General features: G+C 64.8%; 13 protein-coding genes. 2 read left to right on the top strand and 11 right to left on the bottom strand.

Annotation, left to right across the window (positions count from 1 at the left end):
* Positions 1-25 precede the first annotated feature (25 nt).
* Both FKM97_RS13370 and FKM97_RS13365 read left to right on the top strand, forming a co-directional pair.
* A complete protein-coding gene (locus FKM97_RS13370; RefSeq protein ID WP_144292903.1) occupies positions 26-1,270 on the top strand; it encodes an FAD-dependent oxidoreductase in 1,245 nt (414 codons plus the stop codon).
* Positions 1,271-1,400: 130 nt separating this feature from the next.
* Positions 1,401-2,726 carry a DUF3422 family protein gene (locus FKM97_RS13365; RefSeq protein ID WP_144292902.1) on the top strand — a complete coding sequence of 442 codons (1,326 nt, stop codon included), beginning with the start codon at positions 1,401-1,403 and terminating at the stop codon, positions 2,724-2,726.
* A gap of 1 nt (position 2,727) precedes the next feature.
* Here FKM97_RS13365 and ftsA read toward each other — a convergent pair whose 3' ends face one another.
* The 11 genes from ftsA to FKM97_RS13310 are packed head-to-tail and all read right to left on the bottom strand — an operon-like array spanning position 2,728 to position 16,296.
* Positions 2,728-4,041 (bottom strand): cell division protein FtsA, encoded by a 1,314-nt coding sequence (gene ftsA / locus FKM97_RS13360; protein WP_144292901.1) that lies wholly within the window; start codon positions 4,039-4,041, stop codon positions 2,728-2,730.
* A gap of 40 nt (positions 4,042-4,081) precedes the next feature.
* Complete coding sequence (locus FKM97_RS13355) at positions 4,082-5,257, bottom strand: cell division protein FtsQ/DivIB (RefSeq protein ID WP_144292900.1); 1,176 nt, start codon at positions 5,255-5,257, stop codon at positions 4,082-4,084.
* Positions 5,245-6,180 (bottom strand): D-alanine--D-alanine ligase, encoded by a 936-nt coding sequence (locus FKM97_RS13350; RefSeq protein ID WP_144292899.1) that lies wholly within the window; start codon positions 6,178-6,180, stop codon positions 5,245-5,247. The genes FKM97_RS13355 and FKM97_RS13350 overlap by 13 nt, the downstream gene beginning before the upstream one ends.
* Positions 6,180-7,112 (bottom strand): UDP-N-acetylmuramate dehydrogenase, encoded by a 933-nt coding sequence (murB, locus tag FKM97_RS13345; RefSeq protein ID WP_144292898.1) that lies wholly within the window; start codon positions 7,110-7,112, stop codon positions 6,180-6,182. The genes FKM97_RS13350 and murB overlap by 1 nt, the downstream gene beginning before the upstream one ends.
* Complete coding sequence (gene murC / locus FKM97_RS13340) at positions 7,109-8,512, bottom strand: UDP-N-acetylmuramate--L-alanine ligase (RefSeq protein WP_144292897.1); 1,404 nt, start codon at positions 8,510-8,512, stop codon at positions 7,109-7,111. The genes murB and murC overlap by 4 nt, the downstream gene beginning before the upstream one ends.
* The gene (gene murG / locus FKM97_RS13335) at positions 8,509-9,702 is read right to left on the bottom strand and encodes an undecaprenyldiphospho-muramoylpentapeptide beta-N-acetylglucosaminyltransferase (protein ID WP_246105068.1); all 1,194 of its coding nucleotides are present in this window, start codon (positions 9,700-9,702) and stop codon (positions 8,509-8,511) included. Before murG ends, murC begins: the two co-directional genes overlap by 4 nt.
* Positions 9,699-10,865: a putative lipid II flippase FtsW gene (gene ftsW / locus FKM97_RS13330; RefSeq protein ID WP_144292896.1), complete on the bottom strand. Its 1,167-nt coding sequence runs from the start codon at positions 10,863-10,865 to the stop codon at positions 9,699-9,701. The genes murG and ftsW overlap by 4 nt, the downstream gene beginning before the upstream one ends.
* Positions 10,862-12,271 (bottom strand): UDP-N-acetylmuramoyl-L-alanine--D-glutamate ligase, encoded by a 1,410-nt coding sequence (gene murD / locus FKM97_RS13325; protein WP_144292895.1) that lies wholly within the window; start codon positions 12,269-12,271, stop codon positions 10,862-10,864. The genes ftsW and murD overlap by 4 nt, the downstream gene beginning before the upstream one ends.
* Before the next feature lie 4 nt (positions 12,272-12,275).
* Complete coding sequence (mraY, locus tag FKM97_RS13320) at positions 12,276-13,364, bottom strand: phospho-N-acetylmuramoyl-pentapeptide-transferase (RefSeq protein ID WP_144292894.1); 1,089 nt, start codon at positions 13,362-13,364, stop codon at positions 12,276-12,278.
* A 57-nt stretch (positions 13,365-13,421) separates the two neighbouring features.
* On the bottom strand, positions 13,422-14,846 hold the full coding sequence (locus FKM97_RS13315) for a UDP-N-acetylmuramoylalanyl-D-glutamyl-2,6-diaminopimelate--D-alanyl-D-alanine ligase (protein ID WP_144292893.1): 1,425 nt from the start codon (positions 14,844-14,846) through the stop codon (positions 13,422-13,424).
* Positions 14,839-16,296 carry a UDP-N-acetylmuramoyl-L-alanyl-D-glutamate--2,6-diaminopimelate ligase gene (locus FKM97_RS13310; protein WP_144292892.1) on the bottom strand — a complete coding sequence of 486 codons (1,458 nt, stop codon included), beginning with the start codon at positions 16,294-16,296 and terminating at the stop codon, positions 14,839-14,841. The genes FKM97_RS13315 and FKM97_RS13310 overlap by 8 nt, the downstream gene beginning before the upstream one ends.
* Positions 16,297-16,302: the final 6 nt, after the last annotated feature.

Genomic DNA, 16,302 nt, shown 5'->3' with positions numbered 1-16,302 from the left:
CGGGAACGTCGGGGGATCTTGAGACATGGTGACGTCTTTGCGCACCCAATGCTGTATCGCCGGGGGCGGTCCGGCCGGCATGATGCTGGGCTTCCTGCTGGCGCGCGCCGGCGTCGAGGTCATCGTGCTGGAAAAGCACAAGGATTTTCTCCGCGATTTCAGAGGCGATACGATCCATCCCTCGACCTTGGAGCTGATGGCCGAACTGGGCGAGATCGACCGCTTCCTGACGCTGCCGCATCAGAAGGTCGAGACGCTCAGCGCCGTATTCGGCGAGCGGGAGATCCAAGTCGCGGATTTCCGCCATCTGCCGACCCATTGCAAGTTCATCGCCTTCATGCCGCAATGGGACTTCCTCAATTTTCTCCACGACACGGGCCGGAGATATCCCACGTTCCGCGTCATGATGGAGACGGAGGCCGAAGGGCTGATCCATGAGGATGGGGAGATTTGCGGGGTCACCGCTGCAACCCCGAACGGCCCGGTGGAGATCTCCGCCGATCTCGTGGTCGCTGCCGATGGGCGCCGATCCACCTTGCGAGAGCAGGCGGGCCTGATGATCGAGGATCTGGGATCTCCCATCGACGTGCTCTGGTTCCGGATGCGGCGGCATCCCACGGGGAAGCCGGAAAGCATGGGCCGTTTCGGACAGGGTTATCTGCTGGTCCAGATCAATCGCGGCGATTACTGGCAATGCGCCTTCGTCATCCACAAGGGAGGCTTCGATGCCGTCCAGGCTGCGGGGCTCGAAGCCTTTCGGCAGACGATCGCAACTATTCTGCCGGAGAGCCGCTCCGAGGTCCAAACGCTCGAAAGCTGGGAGCAGATCAAGCTCCTCACCGTGCAGGTGGACCGGCTGAAGCAATGGTGGGAGCCCGGTCTCCTCTGCATCGGTGATGCAGCCCATGCCATGTCACCGATCGGCGGGGTCGGCATCAATCTCGCCATCCAGGATGCCGTCGCCGCGGCCAACGAAATCGCGCTGCCGCTGCGGGAGGGCCGCCTGCAGACGGAGCATCTCAGCCGCGTGCAGGCCCGGCGCAGCTTTCCGACCAAGATGACCCAGCGGGTGCAGGTCTTCATGCAGGATGCCATCCTGTCGGCGGTGCTCGACAGCAGGGAGACGGTCGAGCCGCCCTTGGCGGTGCGCATGATCGACGACCTGCCCTATCTCAGCCGCTTCCCTGCCCGGCTGGTGGGCATGGGGCTGAGGCCGGAGCATATCCGCACGCCGGACGCTTTCGCCGAGCCCTCTGCTCCAGCGGGATGAGGTCATTTCGCTGCTCGCGAGCGCGCGGCTCAGGCGTGACCGTGCCTTGATGGGAGGCGCATTTCGCCTTGGTCTGTGACATGCTGCAGGCGGCGCATCGTTCAAGCCGAACACGGGAGCGGGTGCAAAGATGGAAGCCTTAGCGAGCGGTCGCGAAATCTTGCTGCCTGCCGACCATCCAGACCGTCGCATGCTGGCCGAGGAGGTCCATTCCCGACCCCCAGAAGCAGTCGAGACGCCCAGTCGGGCCGCTCATATCGCTCTCATCGTCGCCCCGGAGCAGCGCGAGGCCGAACTCGCCCATCTCATCGCCCTCAGCGCGGCCCATGGGGTTTCGGGGCCGACGCCGGAGGCAACCCACTTCACCGCAGATCTCAACGGGCTGCGGCTCAAGTGGGAACGTCACGGGGAATTCTCCAGCTACAGTTTCTTCCTCGGCGGAGCGGGATCGGAGGCGCCTTCGTGGGATCCGAGCCCCCTCGTGCCGAGCCGTTTCGCGACGGACATGCCCGGCACCACAATCTTCGCCGCACAGGCGAGGCTCCTCGCTGCCGACCCGGAGGAGCCGGACCCTGAGGCGCTCGCAGCAGAATTCGGAGGTCATGTCCTGGTCGGGGCGCGGATCGGCCATGGGGCGGGCTTCGCCTTCTCCGACTTCAAAGTGCAGGAAGATGGGTTTTCACGCTTTCTCGTGCTCAACCGGACGTTCACCCCGCGCCAGGCGGGGCGCATGATGCAGCGTCTCTTCGAGATCGAGACCTATCGCATGATGGCCATGCTGGCCTTGCCGCTCGCCCGTGAGCAGTCGAAACTCCTAACCCGCGTCGAAAGCGCGCTGGCCAAGCTCACCGACGACATCGCAAGGCAGAGCAGCGGCGATGAATCCCTCCTGCAGCACTTGACCCATCTGGCCGCCGAGGTGGAAAGCTCGCTGGCGCGCAGCCAGTTCAGGTTCGGTGCCTGCAAGGCCTATCACGACCTGGTCATCCGACGGATCTCCGAGCTTCGGGAGCAAAAGATCCCCAGCGTTCAAACCATCGAGGAGTTCATGGTGCGGCGCTTCACCCCGGCCATGGCGACCTGCGCCAGCACCGCGCAGCGTCTGCATGACCTGTCGGAACGGGTGGCGCAGGCTTCAGCCCTGCTCTCAACACGGGTCGACATCGCGCGCGAGAAGCAAAACCAGATGCTGCTCGCCTCCATGAACCGGCGCGCCCGACTGCAGCTCAGGCTGCAGAGAACGGTGGAGATCCTCTCCGTCATCCCCATCACCTATTACATGATCGGGCTGCTGTCCTATCTCGCCAAGGCTTTGGAAAAGTCAGGGTTCCCTCTCCCGGCAGAGATCGCGCTGGGGATTGCGATCCCGCTCATCGCTGGCCTCGTGATCTGGGCCGTGCGCTGGTCGCATCACAGGGCGCTTGCCGGGAGCGAGGACGCGGGAGGCGACCTCTAGGCTAGAAACTCTCGCGCAGCCACCGTCCGACGCGGCGCATGTAGCCGCTGCTGTGATGGGCCTCCGGCAGGACGATCGTGCTCTCGTCGGGACGAAGGGCATAAGAGAGCAAGCCAGAGACCGCGGCGAAATTCGGCGTGCGGATGGCTTCCGGCATGCCGGTCATCGGCTGCGGGAAGCCAAGCCGGATATGACGGTCGAGGATCTGGCTCGCCAGATCGCGCGCGCCGGTCATCTGGGAGGCACCGCCGGTGAGCACCATGCGGCGACCGGCGAGCTTGGCGAAACCCGAAGCATTCAGCCGCTGCTTGATCAGCTCGAACGTCTCCTCGAGCCGGGGGCGCACGATCCCGGTCAGCATGGAGCGCGGAATCTTGTAGACCGTGTCGGTGCCACGCTCGCCGACCAGCGGCACCGACAGGAGCTCGCGCTCGTCGCACACGCTCGGGATGGCGGAACCGTAAAGGGTCTTCATGCGCTCGGCGTGCGCGATCGGCGTGGAGAGGCCGCGGGCTATGTCGTTGGTAATGTGATGGCCGCCGATCGGAATGACATCGGCGAAGACAAGATTGCCCTCGAAGAACACGGCAACCGACGTCGTACCGCCGCCCATGTCGATGCAGGTGACACCCAGCGCCATCTCATCCTCGACCAGGACCGAGCGGCCGGCGGCATAAGGGGCGATGACCAGACCGGCGATGTTGAGATGGCACCGCTCGATCGCCAGCGACAGGTTGCGCAAGGGACCAGGCTCGACGGTGACGACGTTCAGATCGACGGACAGGCGCTCGCCGAACATGCCGCGAGGGTCGCGAATGCCGCGGGCGTCGTCGAGAGCATATTGAACGGGAGTGGTGTGGAGAACCACGCGGCCGGGGGCGACGATCCGCTCACCCGCAACCTGGATCGCGCGCTCCACATCATGGGCGGCCACTTCCCTGCCGCCGATGCGGGTTTCCCCCGTGAAGCTCTCGCATCGCGGGCGGCCGCCGGACACGTTCACATAGACCTGATCGACACTGACGCCCGACATCCGCTCGGCGGCATCAACCACCAGCCGGATCGCAATCTCGGCCTTGTCGATGTCGGTGATGGTGCCGCAGCGAATGCCCGCCGTCGCCTGATGGCCGACGCCCAGGATCTTCAGCTGTCGCGTCTTGTCGCCACCAAACGTCTTGTTGCGCGTGGTCTGAACCTCAGCAATGAGGCAACAGATCTTCGTCGAGCCAATATCGATCGCCGCGATGATCGGTGACGCGTTTGCGGGCTTAGTGCGAGTTTGATTTGTACGCGCGTGCAACGGAACCACGTTCATGAGGCCGACGCCCCCGCCCTACTCTGTGATCACAAAAAGCTCAGTTGTTCCTGCTCACCTTGATCGGCTTCTTCGACTTTTCCGCCTGCAGCTTTCCAGCCGCTTCGTCGGACAGTCGCACGACGACGCGATCGGAAAGCCTCATGTCGATATTGGTAATGTCGCGAGTCATGATGCCGTAGCGGTCGGTCAAGGTCACAAGAAGCGCGAGAGCCTGCGGCACCTTTTCCTCCGGCAGATCCACCTTGATCGTATTGCTCAAGTAGAGGACCCACCGTCGATCGGCGACGCGGACTGCTGCACGCGTCATGGACATTATCTCGGGTTGGGCTTCCAGATGGTTAACAAGATCCACGGCCGCGAGATTTGCACCCTCCCCCACGACAATAGGCAATGTCTTGTAGGCCTTGACGGACAGGCTGGGCATCGCGACCCCGTCCTTGTCGATCACCTTGAAGACACCGTCGGATTGCCAGAGGGCGAAGGGAACCCGCTCGTCGAGCTCGATCTGGAGGCGGTTGGGGAAGAGCCGCAGGACGGACGCGTGGGACACCCAGTCCAGCGACTTCAGCTTGTCACGCGCCGCGATGGCGTCGAAGCCGATCAGGGACCCGCCCTCCTCGACACCGATGGCAGACAGCACCGCCTCGCGGGACTGGTGCTGAAGGCCTGAGATCGCGATATTCTCAGCGGAGAACCCCACCAGGGCCGAGGCCTCGTTGACAAGTGCACGAAGCGAACCGCCGCGTTCTTCGAAGCTGCCCCCCTGGATCAGGGCGAACAGCAAAGCTGCGGCAAGGAAAACCACCGCGACGGTGTCAGCCAGGAACGTGCCCCGCGGCCGGGGCCTGCGATCGTGACGATTGCGGGCGCGGGTGACCTTGGCGACTTCCTCGCGGGAGGGAAGCTGCAGCGGCAAAGGCTGGAACTGGGGCTGCAGCTTTCGCGGCTGCGGCTGGTCGGCCTTGAATTCGATGGGCGCCGGGCCTGCCTCCATCTCAGGCTCGAGCTTCGGCCGAGGCCTGGCTGCTGCAGGCGCAGCGCGCTGCAGATCCGGTCGGATCGCCTCCGGAAGTGGCGCATCCGGCACGGGCTTGGCGCGCGGCTTTTCGGGAAGCATGTGGGGCGTCGGTGCCGACGACGCCAAGCGCAGGTCGTCACGGCCGGGATTTTCGACGCTGCGCTTGATCCAGTCGGAGGCGCTTACCTGTCGCATGTGGCGTCTTCCACCATCCAGGACACAAGCTCTTCAAAGCTCATGCCGTCATATGCCGCCAATTCGGGAACCAGGGAGGTCGCGGTCATTCCGGGCTGGGTGTTCATCTCAAGGATGATGAGCTCACCCTTGCCGCCCTCGGTATCATCGTAGCGGAAATCGGCGCGAGCCACGCCGCGGCAGCCGAGCGCGCGGTAAGCGGAAAGAGTGATCTCCTGGACGCGGGCATAGACCTTTGCCGGCAGCTCCGCCGGAAGAATGTGATGCGAGCCGCCGGGGGCGTATTTTGCGGTGTAATCGTAGAAGACACCGGCCTTCGAAACGATGTCGATGACGCCCAAAGCCCGTTCGCCGAGGACCGCGCAGGTGAGTTCACGACCCGCCACATAGCGCTCCACCATGACGCGGCGCGATCGAAGGGCACCGTCCTCGAGGATCTCACGAGGCGGCCGGTTGGCACCAGCGAGGACGACATGAACGCCAACGCTGGAGCCTTCTGCCTCGGGCTTGATCACATAGGGCGGGGCCATCACGTGATCGCGGGCGGCCTCTTCGACCGGCACCACGATGCTCTCCGCCAAGGGCAGGCCCGCGGCCGCGAACAGAACCTTGGCACGCTCCTTGTGCATGGCGAGCGAGGAGGCCAGCACACCCGAATGGGTGTAGGGGATCTGCAATGTCTCCAGCACACCCTGAACGCAGCCGTCCTCACCCCATTTGCCATGCAGGGCGTTGAAGGCGACGTCGGGCTTCACTGCCGCGAGCTGAGTCACGATGTCGCGGGTGACGTCGATGGACGTCACCCGGTAGCCGGCCCGCTCAAGTGCTGCGCCGCAAGCCGCGCCGGAATCGAGGCTCACCTCGCGCTCGGCCGACCAGCCGCCCTTGAGCACCGCGACATGAATATCTTTGCGCGCGCTCATCAACCCGGCTCCGCGGGGATGCCGATACGCTTGATCTCCCAGTCGAGCTCGATGCCGGCGGCCTCGCGCACACGCCGGCGGCCCTCTTCACCCAACGCCTCGATCTCAGCCGCGGTGGCGCCGCCCTCATTGATCAGGAAATTGCAATGCAGCTCGGACACACGGGCACCGCCGATGGCAAAGCCGCGCATGCCCGCCTGATCCATGAGCTGCCAAGCCTTGAGGCCCGGCGGGTTCTTGAAGGTGGAGCCCCCCGTGCGGCTCTTGATGGGCTGGGTGCGCTCACGTGCTTCGGTCACCGCTGCCATGTCGGCTGCGATCTGAGCCGCATCTCCCGCTTCGCCTTGGAACAACGCCTGGGTAAAGACAAGATCCTCCGGCGCCCCGCAATGGCGGTAGGTCATCTTCATATCGTCGAGAGTGAGCCTCACCACGCGTCCGCTCCGGTCCACTGCACAGGCCTCGACAAGCACATCCTTGGTCTCGCGCCCATAGGCTCCGCCGTTCATGCGAAGCGCTCCGCCTATGGTGCCTGGGATACCCCTAAAAAAGGTTAATCCCGCGATACCATAATCGAGGGCGACCCGAGACACTTTGACATCCGGCACTGCGGCACCCGCGCGCAGGCGGTGATCGCCTTCCTGTTCGATGTCGGCGAAACCCCGGCCGAGACGAATGACGACGCCGGGCACTCCGCCGTCGCGGACGAGAAGGTTCGAGCCGACCCCGATGGGCGTAACGGGGATGTCGAGCGGGGTCGCCGCCAAAAAGGACGCAAGATCATCCTCATCGGCGGGCGTGAACAGGATCTCGGCCGGTCCCCCCACCCGGAACCATGTCAGCTCCGCCAAGGGCGCATCGGGCGTCACCCTGCCGCGGACGGGCGGCAGACGCTTCAGCAGGGCTTTTCCGTCGATCAAAGGCACGATCATCCGAGCCTTTCGAGCTCTTCGGGCAGCGCATAGGCCCATTGGGTGATGGTGCCGGCGCCCAGGCAGACAACGATATCACCGGGCTTGGCAAGCTCGTGGACGAGCGGGGCAAGTTCGGCGGGACCGTCGATCTTCATGGCGCTGCGGTGACCCCGGGCGCGCACCCCCTCCAGCAAGGCGTCGTGATTGGCCCCCTCAATGGGCGCCTCGCCGGCGGAGTAGACCGGCGCGAGGATGATGGTGTTCGCATCGTTGAAGCAGGTGCAGAAGCTGTCGAACAGATTCTGCAGGCGGCTGTAGCGATGAGGCTGCATCACGGCGATGACCCGCTTGTCGGTCACGCGCCGCGCAGCCTTCAGAACGGCCGCGATCTCCACGGGATGATGGCCGTAGTCATCGAAGATGGTGACGCCCTTCCACTCGCCGGTGCGCGTGAAGCGCCGTTTGACGCCGGTGAAGCTCGACAGGCCGGCGCGGATGTCGTCGTCGCTGACGCCGAGCTCGCGGGCGACGGCGATGGCGGCGGTGGCGTTCAGCGCGTTGTGTTCCCCCGGCATGGGCAGAGCCAGCCGCTCGATGGTGTGACGGTCGCCCGTGCGGCGATCCAGGAAGCGCACGGTGAAGCGGTTCTGCCCGTCCACATACTCATTGTCGATGAGGCGCACATCCGCCTGCGGGCTGCGGCCATAGGTGATGACGCGGCGGTCGGTCACCTGGCCGATCAACGCCTGAACCACGGGGTGGTCGATGCACATGACCGCGAAGCCGTAAAAGGGGATGTTCTGCACGAAGGCGAGGAAAGCCGCTTTCAGCGCATCGAAGCTGCCGTAATAATCGAGATGTTCCGGGTCGATGTTGGTGACGATCACCATATCCGCCGGAAGCTTCACGAAGGTGCCGTCGGATTCGTCCGACTCGACGACCATCCAGTCGCCCTTGCCGAGGCGCGCATTGGTGCCATAGGCATTGATGATGCCACCATTGATGACGGTGGGGTCCATCTTGCCGGCATCGAAGAGAGCCGCCACAAGGGAGGTGGTCGTCGTCTTTCCGTGGGTGCCGCCGATCGCCACGCAGGTCTTGAAGCGCATGAGCTCGGCCAGCATTTCCGCACGGCGGACGACGGGCAGAAACCGCTCGCGGGCCGCCATCATCTCCGGGTTGTCGGACTTCACGGCGGAGGAGATCACCACCACCTGGGCGTCGCCCAGATTGGCGGCGTCATGGCCGATGAAGACCGGGATCCCCAAGCCGCGCAGGCGATCGACATTGGCGTTCTGGGTGAGGTCGGACCCGCGGACCGTATAGCCGAGCGTCGCCATCACCTCGGCGATGCCGCTCATGCCTATGCCGCCGATCCCAACGAAATGGATCGGCCCGACGTCGCGGGGTATCTTCATGAATGCTCCTTCGGCACCGACAGTGTGATGGCCGGGTTCGCCACTTCAGTTGAGGAAGCGGCCGTCCGACCCGCCGGTCCTCGTGCCACGCTTTCCACCAGATCCGCAAGCTGCCTGGCCGCCCCCGGGCGGCCGAAGCTCTTGGCGCCCGCCGCAGCACGCACCAGACCCTCATCATCATACCGAAGGGTCAGGAACAGGCTCGACATCCGTTCGACCGTGAAGCCCGACTGTTCCACCAGCCAGCCTCCGCCAGCGGCGATGAACTGCCTCGCATTGTGCATCTGATCGCCTTCCAGAGACTGGGCGAGAGGCACCAGGATCGCCGGGCGGCCGATGACACCCAGTTCAGAGACCGTCGAGGCCCCTGCCCGGGCGATCACCAATTGGGCTTTCGCCATGCGGTCGGCCAGATCGCGGTAAAAGGGCCTGACCTCGGCGACGATCCCGGCCGCTGCATAGATTCGCTCGACGCGATCCACATCCTCCTCGCGCGCCTGCTGGACGATTTCCAAGGTGCGACGGGTTGATGTGGGAAGCTCGGCGAAGGCTTGCGGCACGACATCGGAGAAGATCCGGGCGCCCTGACTGCCTCCGAAGACGACGACGCGGAAGGGCCGATCGGCACTGGGGGGCTCGTAATCCACCGCGATTGCGGTATGGACGGCGCTGCGCACCGGATTGCCCGCCAGAACGAGCTTCGAGACGGCCTTGGCCGGAACCAAGGTCACTTCGGGAAAGGCGGTTGCGACGACCCGGGCATAGGGCGCAACAACTCGATTGGCCTTGCCCATGACGGCATTCTGCTCATGCAGGACGACGGGCAGTCGAAGCTGCAGGGCAGCAACGAGAGGCGGCAGGGAGGGATAGCCGCCGAACCCGACCACCGCGGCCGGGCGGACCGCGCGCAGCGTCCGGCGCGCCTTCAGAAAGCCGCGTCCCAGTTTCCAGAGCTGGCCGGGAACCGACAGCGGTCTGGCGGTCACGATCGTCGCCGAGGGGATGACATGAACCATGATCGCCGGGAAGTTCGAGATGTGATCGAGACCGCGCTGGTCGGTCATCAAATGCACATCATAGCCGCGCTGGTTCAGCACCTCGGCCAGGGCCTGCGCCGGGAAGAGATGGCCACCGGTGCCGCCGGCGGCCAGGACCACAGTGGGGCGGCCCGCGGCCGGGGCCATGGTCATGTTCGGCCCAGAGCCGTCATCCCGACGGGAACGGAGCCCTGGTTGGGCATGTGGCCCATGGGTGTCCGGCGCGCGAGAGCGACCATCAAGCCCATGCCGAGGCCCATGGCCAGGAGCGAGGACCCGCCATAGGAGACGAGCGGCAGGGTCATGCCCTTGGCCGGGAGCAGCGAGACGTTGACGCCCATATTGATGAAGGACTGAAAGCCGAAGATCGAGACCAGTCCAGCCGTCGCCAAGGTGCAGAACGGATCCTGGGCATGCAGGCTGTGCTTCAGGCCGCGAACGACGATGAAGGCAAAGAGCAGGAGAATGCCCAGGCAGACGATGAAGCCGAATTCTTCGCCGGCGACGGAGAACACAAAATCGCTGTGGGCGTCGGGAATGATGCCCTTCACGGTGCCGCTGCCGGGGCCAACCCCGTACAGACCGCCATGGGCGAAGGCGTCCACCGCGCGATCGACCTGGAAAGTGTCGCCCGCGTCCCGGTTCATGAAGCGATCGATGCGCGAGGCGAAATGGTCCCCGGTCATATAGGCGAAAACGCCGCCGGCTCCGGCCAAGACACCGATGCCGGCGATCCAAAACCAGGACAGGCCCGTCAGAAACAGCATGACACCCCAGACCGCGGTGATCAGGATCGTCTGGCCATAGTCCGGCTGGAGGACAAGGAGGCCGGCGACGGTGGCGAGCATTCCGGTCGCCAGAAGATAGCCCAGGGCTGAACGTTTGCGCGCGCTCTCGGACAAGAACCAGGCGGACAGAATGACGAAGGCCGGCTTGACGAATTCGGAGGGCTGTATGGAGAAGGGACCGATTTCCAGCCAACGACGGGCACCTTTCACCTCCGGTCCAATCACCAGCGTCAGCGCCATCATGGCGAGACCGCCGATGAACATGACGAGCGCCACGCGGCGGGCCCATTGCGGCGTCATGAAGGAGGCGCCGATCAGAAGAATGATCGCCGGCACCAGAAAGATGACATGGCGGCGGAAGAAGTAGAAGGCGTCCACGTCAAGGCGCTGGGCGACGGGAGGGCTTGCGGCCATGGACAGCATGGCGCCGATGACCATGAGCATCAGCAGCGCCGTCAGGAGAAGACGGTCGACCGTGAACCACCAATTCGCCACCAAGCCGCGATCGGCCCGACTGATGAGGCTCATGCCGCTTCCCCCTTGACCATGGTTACGCCATCCAACGCTTGCACGAGGTCGTGGAAATGATCCCCGCGCACCTCGAAATTCGGATACTGGTCGAACGATGCACAGGCCGGCGACAACAGGACCACAGCGTCAGGACGGCCTTCAGCGCGCGCATCCGCTGCGGCCATCCGCACCGCTTGATCGAGCGTTCTACAGATGATGCTGTCCACTTCGGTCCCCAGTGTCGCAGCGAAAGCCTCCGCCGCCTCGCCGATGAGATAGGCCCGCATGATTCGTGGAAAGAATTCCTTAAGGCTATCGATGCCCCCCGACTTGGCACGGCCACCAGCGATCCAATAGATCGTGTCGAAGGCGCCGAGGGCGCGAGCCGCGGCGTCGGCATTGGTGCCCTTGCTGTCATTGACGAAGCGCACCGCCCCGATCTGGGCAATCTCCTGCATGCGGTGCTTCAGGCCTGGGAAGGACTTGAACCCGTCGGCGATCTCTTCCGCCGTCAGCCCCAGAGCACGCATGGCGCCATAGGCGGCCGCGGCGTTCTCCCAATTATGCGCACCACGCAGCGATCGGATGCCGACGAGGCTCACCGCGGCCAGAGTCGCGCCGCCGGCGCGCTCCTGCAACTGACCGTCGATCACGCAGATGCCGTCGTCGATCTCCCGGCCGATGGTCACCGGCGCCAGCTTGGCATGGGCACCGGCCCGCGCTGCAATCGCCCGGGTATAGTCATCATCAATGCAAATCACCGCGGTGTCGGCCTCGGTCTGATTGGCAAAGATCTTCTCCTTGACCGCAGCATAGCCAGTCATGTCGCCGTGGCGGTCGAGATGATCCGGCGTCACATTGAGCAGGATCGCCGCGTCGGCATGGAGGCCCGGCGTGAGGTCGATCTGATAGGAGGAGAGTTCCAGGACATAGTGGCGGCCCGGCGCGGGAGGAGCGAGGTCGAGGACGGCGGTGCCGATATTGCCGCCGACATTCGCATCGCGGCCGGCGGCGCGCAGCAGATGACCGCAGAGCGCCGTCGTCGTGGACTTGCCGTTCGTGCCCGTGATGGCGATAACCGGCGCCAGCGCGCCCGAGGCTCGCAACTCGCGGAAGAAGATCTCGATGTCACCGATGATCTCGATCCCGGCAGCCTTCGCCTTCACGACGGTCCAATGCGGCTCGGGATGGGTCAGGGGCACGCCCGGGCTCAGCACGAGGGCGGAGAATTTCGCAAAATCCGCCGATGCAAGATCCGCCAAGGGCAGACCCTCGGCCAGCGCCCTCTCCCGGGAGGCTGCACCGTCGTCCCAGGCCGCGACGTGGGCGCCACCTGCCGTCAAAGCGTGAACGACGGAGCGGCCGCTGCCGCCCAGGCCGAAGACGGCGACGGATTGTCCCGCGAATGTGGTGGCGGGGATCATTCCTTCACCGCAGCTTGAGGGTGGCAAGCCCGATCAAGGCCAGCAGGACGGAGATGATCCAGAACCGGATGACGACGGTCGGCTCCTTCCAACCTTTCTGCTCGAAATGATGATGCAACGGAGCCATGGCAAAGACGCGCTTTCCCGTCAGCTTGAACGAAAGGACCTGGACGACGACCGAGACCGTCTCGAGGACGAACAGACCGCCGATGATGGCGAGCACGACCTCATGCTTGGCCGCCACCGCGATGGTGCCCAATGCACCCCCCAAGGAGAGTGAACCGGTGTCGCCCATGAAGATCATGGCCGGCGGGGCGTTGAACCATAGGAAACCCAGGCCGGCACCGAGGATCGCCCCGCAGAGGACGGCAAGCTCACCCGTGCCGCGGACGAAGTGGATCTGCAGATAGTCGGCAAAGACCGCATTGCCGACGAGATAGGCAATCAAGCCGAAGCTCGCTGCCGCCACCATGACCGGAACAATGGCCAAACCGTCGAGGCCATCCGTGAGATTGACGGCATTCCCACATCCGGCAATCACGAAGACGCTGATGAAAATGAAAAACCAGCCGAGATGCAGCACGACGTCCTTGAAGAACGGAAAGGTCAACGAACTCGACATCGGCTGCTCGCCGACCTTGATGATGGCATAGGAGGCAGCGGCGGCGATCAGGCATTCAAGACCAAACCGCAGCTTGCCGGAAAAGCCCTTGGCGGAGGTCTTGGTGACTTTCAGATAGTCGTCGTAAAGTCCAATCGCGCCATAGCCGAGCGTCACCAGCAGCACGATCCAGACATAGGCGTTGGTCAGATCGCCCCAGAGGAGGGTCGCCACGAGAATGCCGGAGAGGATCATCAGGCCGCCCATGGTGGGCGTGCCCTGCTTTTCCAGAATGTGCCGCTGCGGTCCGTCCAGCCGGATCGGCTGGCCCTTGCCCTGCTTCACCCGCAGAAGCGAGATCAGGCTCGGCCCGAACAGGAACACGAAGGCAAGTGCCGTCATGATCGCCCCGCCGGTGCGGAAGGTGATGTAACGGAACACATTCAGACCAGGGAACTGTCCCCCGAGTTCCGCCAGCAGATAATAAAGCATTCACCATTCCCCGTCGACCAGCCGGCGCCCCGCCGCGGTCCGCTCTCGATGCCCGGCCTAAGCGGCGTTCGCCTCGACTTCGATAAAATTCCGACGCAAGGCTTCGATCAAGACCGCCATGCGGCTGCCAAGGGAGCCCTTTACCATGACCACGTCGCCTGCCCGCACCCCATCGACAAGCTGCTCGGCCAGTTCTTCGGAGGATGTTGCATAGGCGCCGCGCTGATCATCGCGAAGCGCGTCCCACAACACCTGCATCTGCGCGCCGCAAGCATAGACGGAATCGACGCCCGCTGCATCGATGGGCCCGGCAAGTTCGCCGTGATAATGGGCAGAGCGCTCGCCCAGCTCCAGCATGTCACCGATGACTGCAATGCGGCGCCCGTTCGGGCCGAGAGAAGCATGGCCGAGAAGCGCCAGGGCGGCGCGCATCGACACCGGATTGGCATTGTAGCTCTCGTCGATCACGGTCAGCTCACCGCTCTCGGCCCGCAGACGGAACCGCGCGCCGCGACCCTTGGGCGGCTGCAATTCGCGCAGCTGGAGCGCTCCGAGCGCCAGATCGGCACCCGCGAGCTTGACCGTCGCCAGGACCGCCAGACTGTTCATGGCGATATGCCGGCCGGGCGCTCCGATCTTATAAGTGACGGGATCACCGAGGATGGTCGCCGATACGGCGGAGCAGGTCTCCTTCACCGCCACATGCTCAAGGCGGGCCTCCGCCTCGCGATGCTCCCCGAAGGTGACGATGCGGGCGGCACCAGCCCGCTCGGCGGCCAATTTCAGGCGCTCGAAATGGGCGTTATCGCGGTTGAGGACCGCGATCCCGGCGGGCTCGAGGCCGGTGAAGATCTCGGCCTTGGCATCGGCAATCGCTTCGATACTGTCGAAAAACCCAAGATGAACCGGCGCCACGGTGGTCACGATGGCGATATGCGGTCTCACAGAGGCCACCAGCGGTGTGATCTCGCCGGGATGGTTCATGCCGATCTCGAAGACTGCAAACCGCGCAGAGACGGGCAGGCGCGCCAGCGACAGGGGCACGCCCCAATGATTGTTGTAAGAGGCCGCAGAGGCGTGGGTCTCGCCGGAGGCGCCGAGACAGAGGCGCAAGGCCTCCTTCGTCCCGGTCTTGCCGACACTGCCAGTGACCGCGATGATCATTGCCGCGCTGCGCGCCCGGGCGGCTACTCCCATGCGTTCCAGGGCACGCAAAGGGTCATCCACCACCAGCAGAGCACCGGCGGAACGCATCGCCGCATTGGCGCGCGACACGAGGGCGATCCCGGCACCCGCCCGCAACGCCCGCGCCACGAACTCATGGCCATCATGGACATCACCCCGGATCGCCACGAAGATGTCACCAGGCTGCAAAGTTCGGCTGTCGATGGAGACGCCGCCAAAGCTCTCAGGCGCCTCGCCTTCGAGGCGACCGCCGGCGGCGCTGAGCAACTCCTCCAGGGTCCATAAGGGCTCAGTCATCGGCAGCTTCCCTCACGGCCGCGCGGATCTCGGATTGATCGCTGAACGGGATGATCCGGCCGCCAATCTCCTGGCCGGTCTCATGTCCCTTGCCGGCCACCATCAAGATGTCGCCGGGTGCGAGCATGGCGATGGCGGCCCGTATGGCGCTCGGACGATCGCCGCCGTCGATCCCGTCCGGGCAGCCGGCAAGGACCTGCGCCCTTATCGCGGCCGGATCCTCGGAGCGGGGATTGTCATCGGTCACCACGGCCACATCGGCAAATCTGGCCACTGCCGTGCCCATTTGCGGACGCTTTCCCGGATCCCTGTCGCCGCCGGCGCCAAAGACGACGATGAGCCGGCCCTTGGCGTAAGGACGCAAGGCGGTGATGGCGTTTTCCAAGGCATCCGGGGTATGGGCGAAATCGACGAAAATCGGGGCTTCGTTCCAGGTCGCCACGAGCTCCAGCCGGCCGCTGGCTCCGCGCAGCAGGCTGAGGGCTTGAACCCCCTTCGCCGGATCCATGCCGCACGCCATGGCCAGGCCCAGGGCGACCAAGGCATTGGAGGCTTGGAAATCTCCGACCAGGGGCAGGTCCACATCGAATTGCTCAGGCCCGATCGCAAGCTGGAGGCGCTGGCCGTGGGCAAGCCGCTCCTGTCCGACGAGGCGAACAGTGCTTCCTTCATGGCCGACAGTGATCAGCTTCAGACCGCGGGCCTTCGCAATTGCGATGACCCGATGGGCTTCGGCACAATCGGCGTTGATGACGGCCGGGGCGGAGGGGGGTAGCACTTCTGCGAAGAGCCGGGCCTTGGCCTGGAAATACTCCTCGAAGTCCTTGTGGTAATCGAGGTGGTCGCGGCTGATATTCGTGAAGGCGCCGGCTGCAATGGCCAGGCCGTCGAGGCGGTATTGGGCCAGTCCATGGCTCGAGGCTTCGATGGCCGCGTGGGTCACGGCTTCGGCGGCGAGTTCCGCCATCACCGCCTGGAGCTCGACCGGGTCGGGGGTCGTGTGATGAAGCTTGCGCTCGCCCTTGGGGGAGACGATGCCCACGGTGCCGACACTGGCGGCCGAGAGGCCGGCATGGGCCCAGAGCTGGCGGATAAAGGCCGCCACGGAGGTCTTGCCATTGGTACCGGTCACCGCGACCACAGTGCCCGGCTGGGCGTGGTAGAAGCGGGCCGCGGCCCGCGCCAGGGCGGCCCGGGGGATGGGATTGCGCAGGACGGGAATGCGCGGATCGACGGTGATCGACGTCGCCTCGTCGGTGAGGATGGCAACCGCTCCTTGCGAAAGGGCGCTGGCCACGAAGGCGCTGCCGTCGCTCTTGACCCCCTTCAACGCGGCAAACAAATAGCCCGGCTTCACCGCCCTGCTGTCGGCAGTCAGCCCGGCAATCTCAACGGCTGCCTGGGCCCCCGTGAGGCGTGCGTCGGGGCCGATGACGGCATCAAGGCGCATGAAAGT

Source organism: Rhodoligotrophos appendicifer (genome assembly GCF_007474605.1).
GTDB classification, from domain to species: domain Bacteria; phylum Pseudomonadota; class Alphaproteobacteria; order Rhizobiales; family Im1; genus Rhodoligotrophos; species Rhodoligotrophos appendicifer.
This window is presented reverse-complemented; position numbering and strand designations above follow the sequence as displayed.

Coding starts and splice junctions, on each gene's coding strand:
- FKM97_RS13310 (WP_144292892.1), bottom strand. CDS start 16,296: ATGCGCCTTGATGCCGTCATCGGCCCCGACGCACGCCTCACGGGGGCC.
- murD (WP_144292895.1), bottom strand. CDS start 12,271: ATGATCCCCGCCACCACATTCGCGGGACAATCCGTCGCCGTCTTCGGC.
- FKM97_RS13370 (WP_144292903.1), top strand. CDS start 26: ATGGTGACGTCTTTGCGCACCCAATGCTGTATCGCCGGGGGCGGTCCG.
- ftsW (WP_144292896.1), bottom strand. CDS start 10,865: ATGAGCCTCATCAGTCGGGCCGATCGCGGCTTGGTGGCGAATTGGTGG.
- murB (WP_144292898.1), bottom strand. CDS start 7,112: ATGATCGTGCCTTTGATCGACGGAAAAGCCCTGCTGAAGCGTCTGCCG.
- murC (WP_144292897.1), bottom strand. CDS start 8,512: ATGAAGATACCCCGCGACGTCGGGCCGATCCATTTCGTTGGGATCGGC.
- FKM97_RS13365 (WP_144292902.1), top strand. CDS start 1,401: ATGGAAGCCTTAGCGAGCGGTCGCGAAATCTTGCTGCCTGCCGACCAT.
- murG (WP_246105068.1), bottom strand. CDS start 9,702: ATGACCATGGCCCCGGCCGCGGGCCGCCCCACTGTGGTCCTGGCCGCC.
- FKM97_RS13315 (WP_144292893.1), bottom strand. CDS start 14,846: ATGACTGAGCCCTTATGGACCCTGGAGGAGTTGCTCAGCGCCGCCGGC.
- FKM97_RS13355 (WP_144292900.1), bottom strand. CDS start 5,257: ATGCGACAGGTAAGCGCCTCCGACTGGATCAAGCGCAGCGTCGAAAAT.
- FKM97_RS13350 (WP_144292899.1), bottom strand. CDS start 6,180: ATGAGCGCGCGCAAAGATATTCATGTCGCGGTGCTCAAGGGCGGCTGG.
- ftsA (WP_144292901.1), bottom strand. CDS start 4,041: ATGAACGTGGTTCCGTTGCACGCGCGTACAAATCAAACTCGCACTAAG.
- mraY (WP_144292894.1), bottom strand. CDS start 13,364: ATGCTTTATTATCTGCTGGCGGAACTCGGGGGACAGTTCCCTGGTCTG.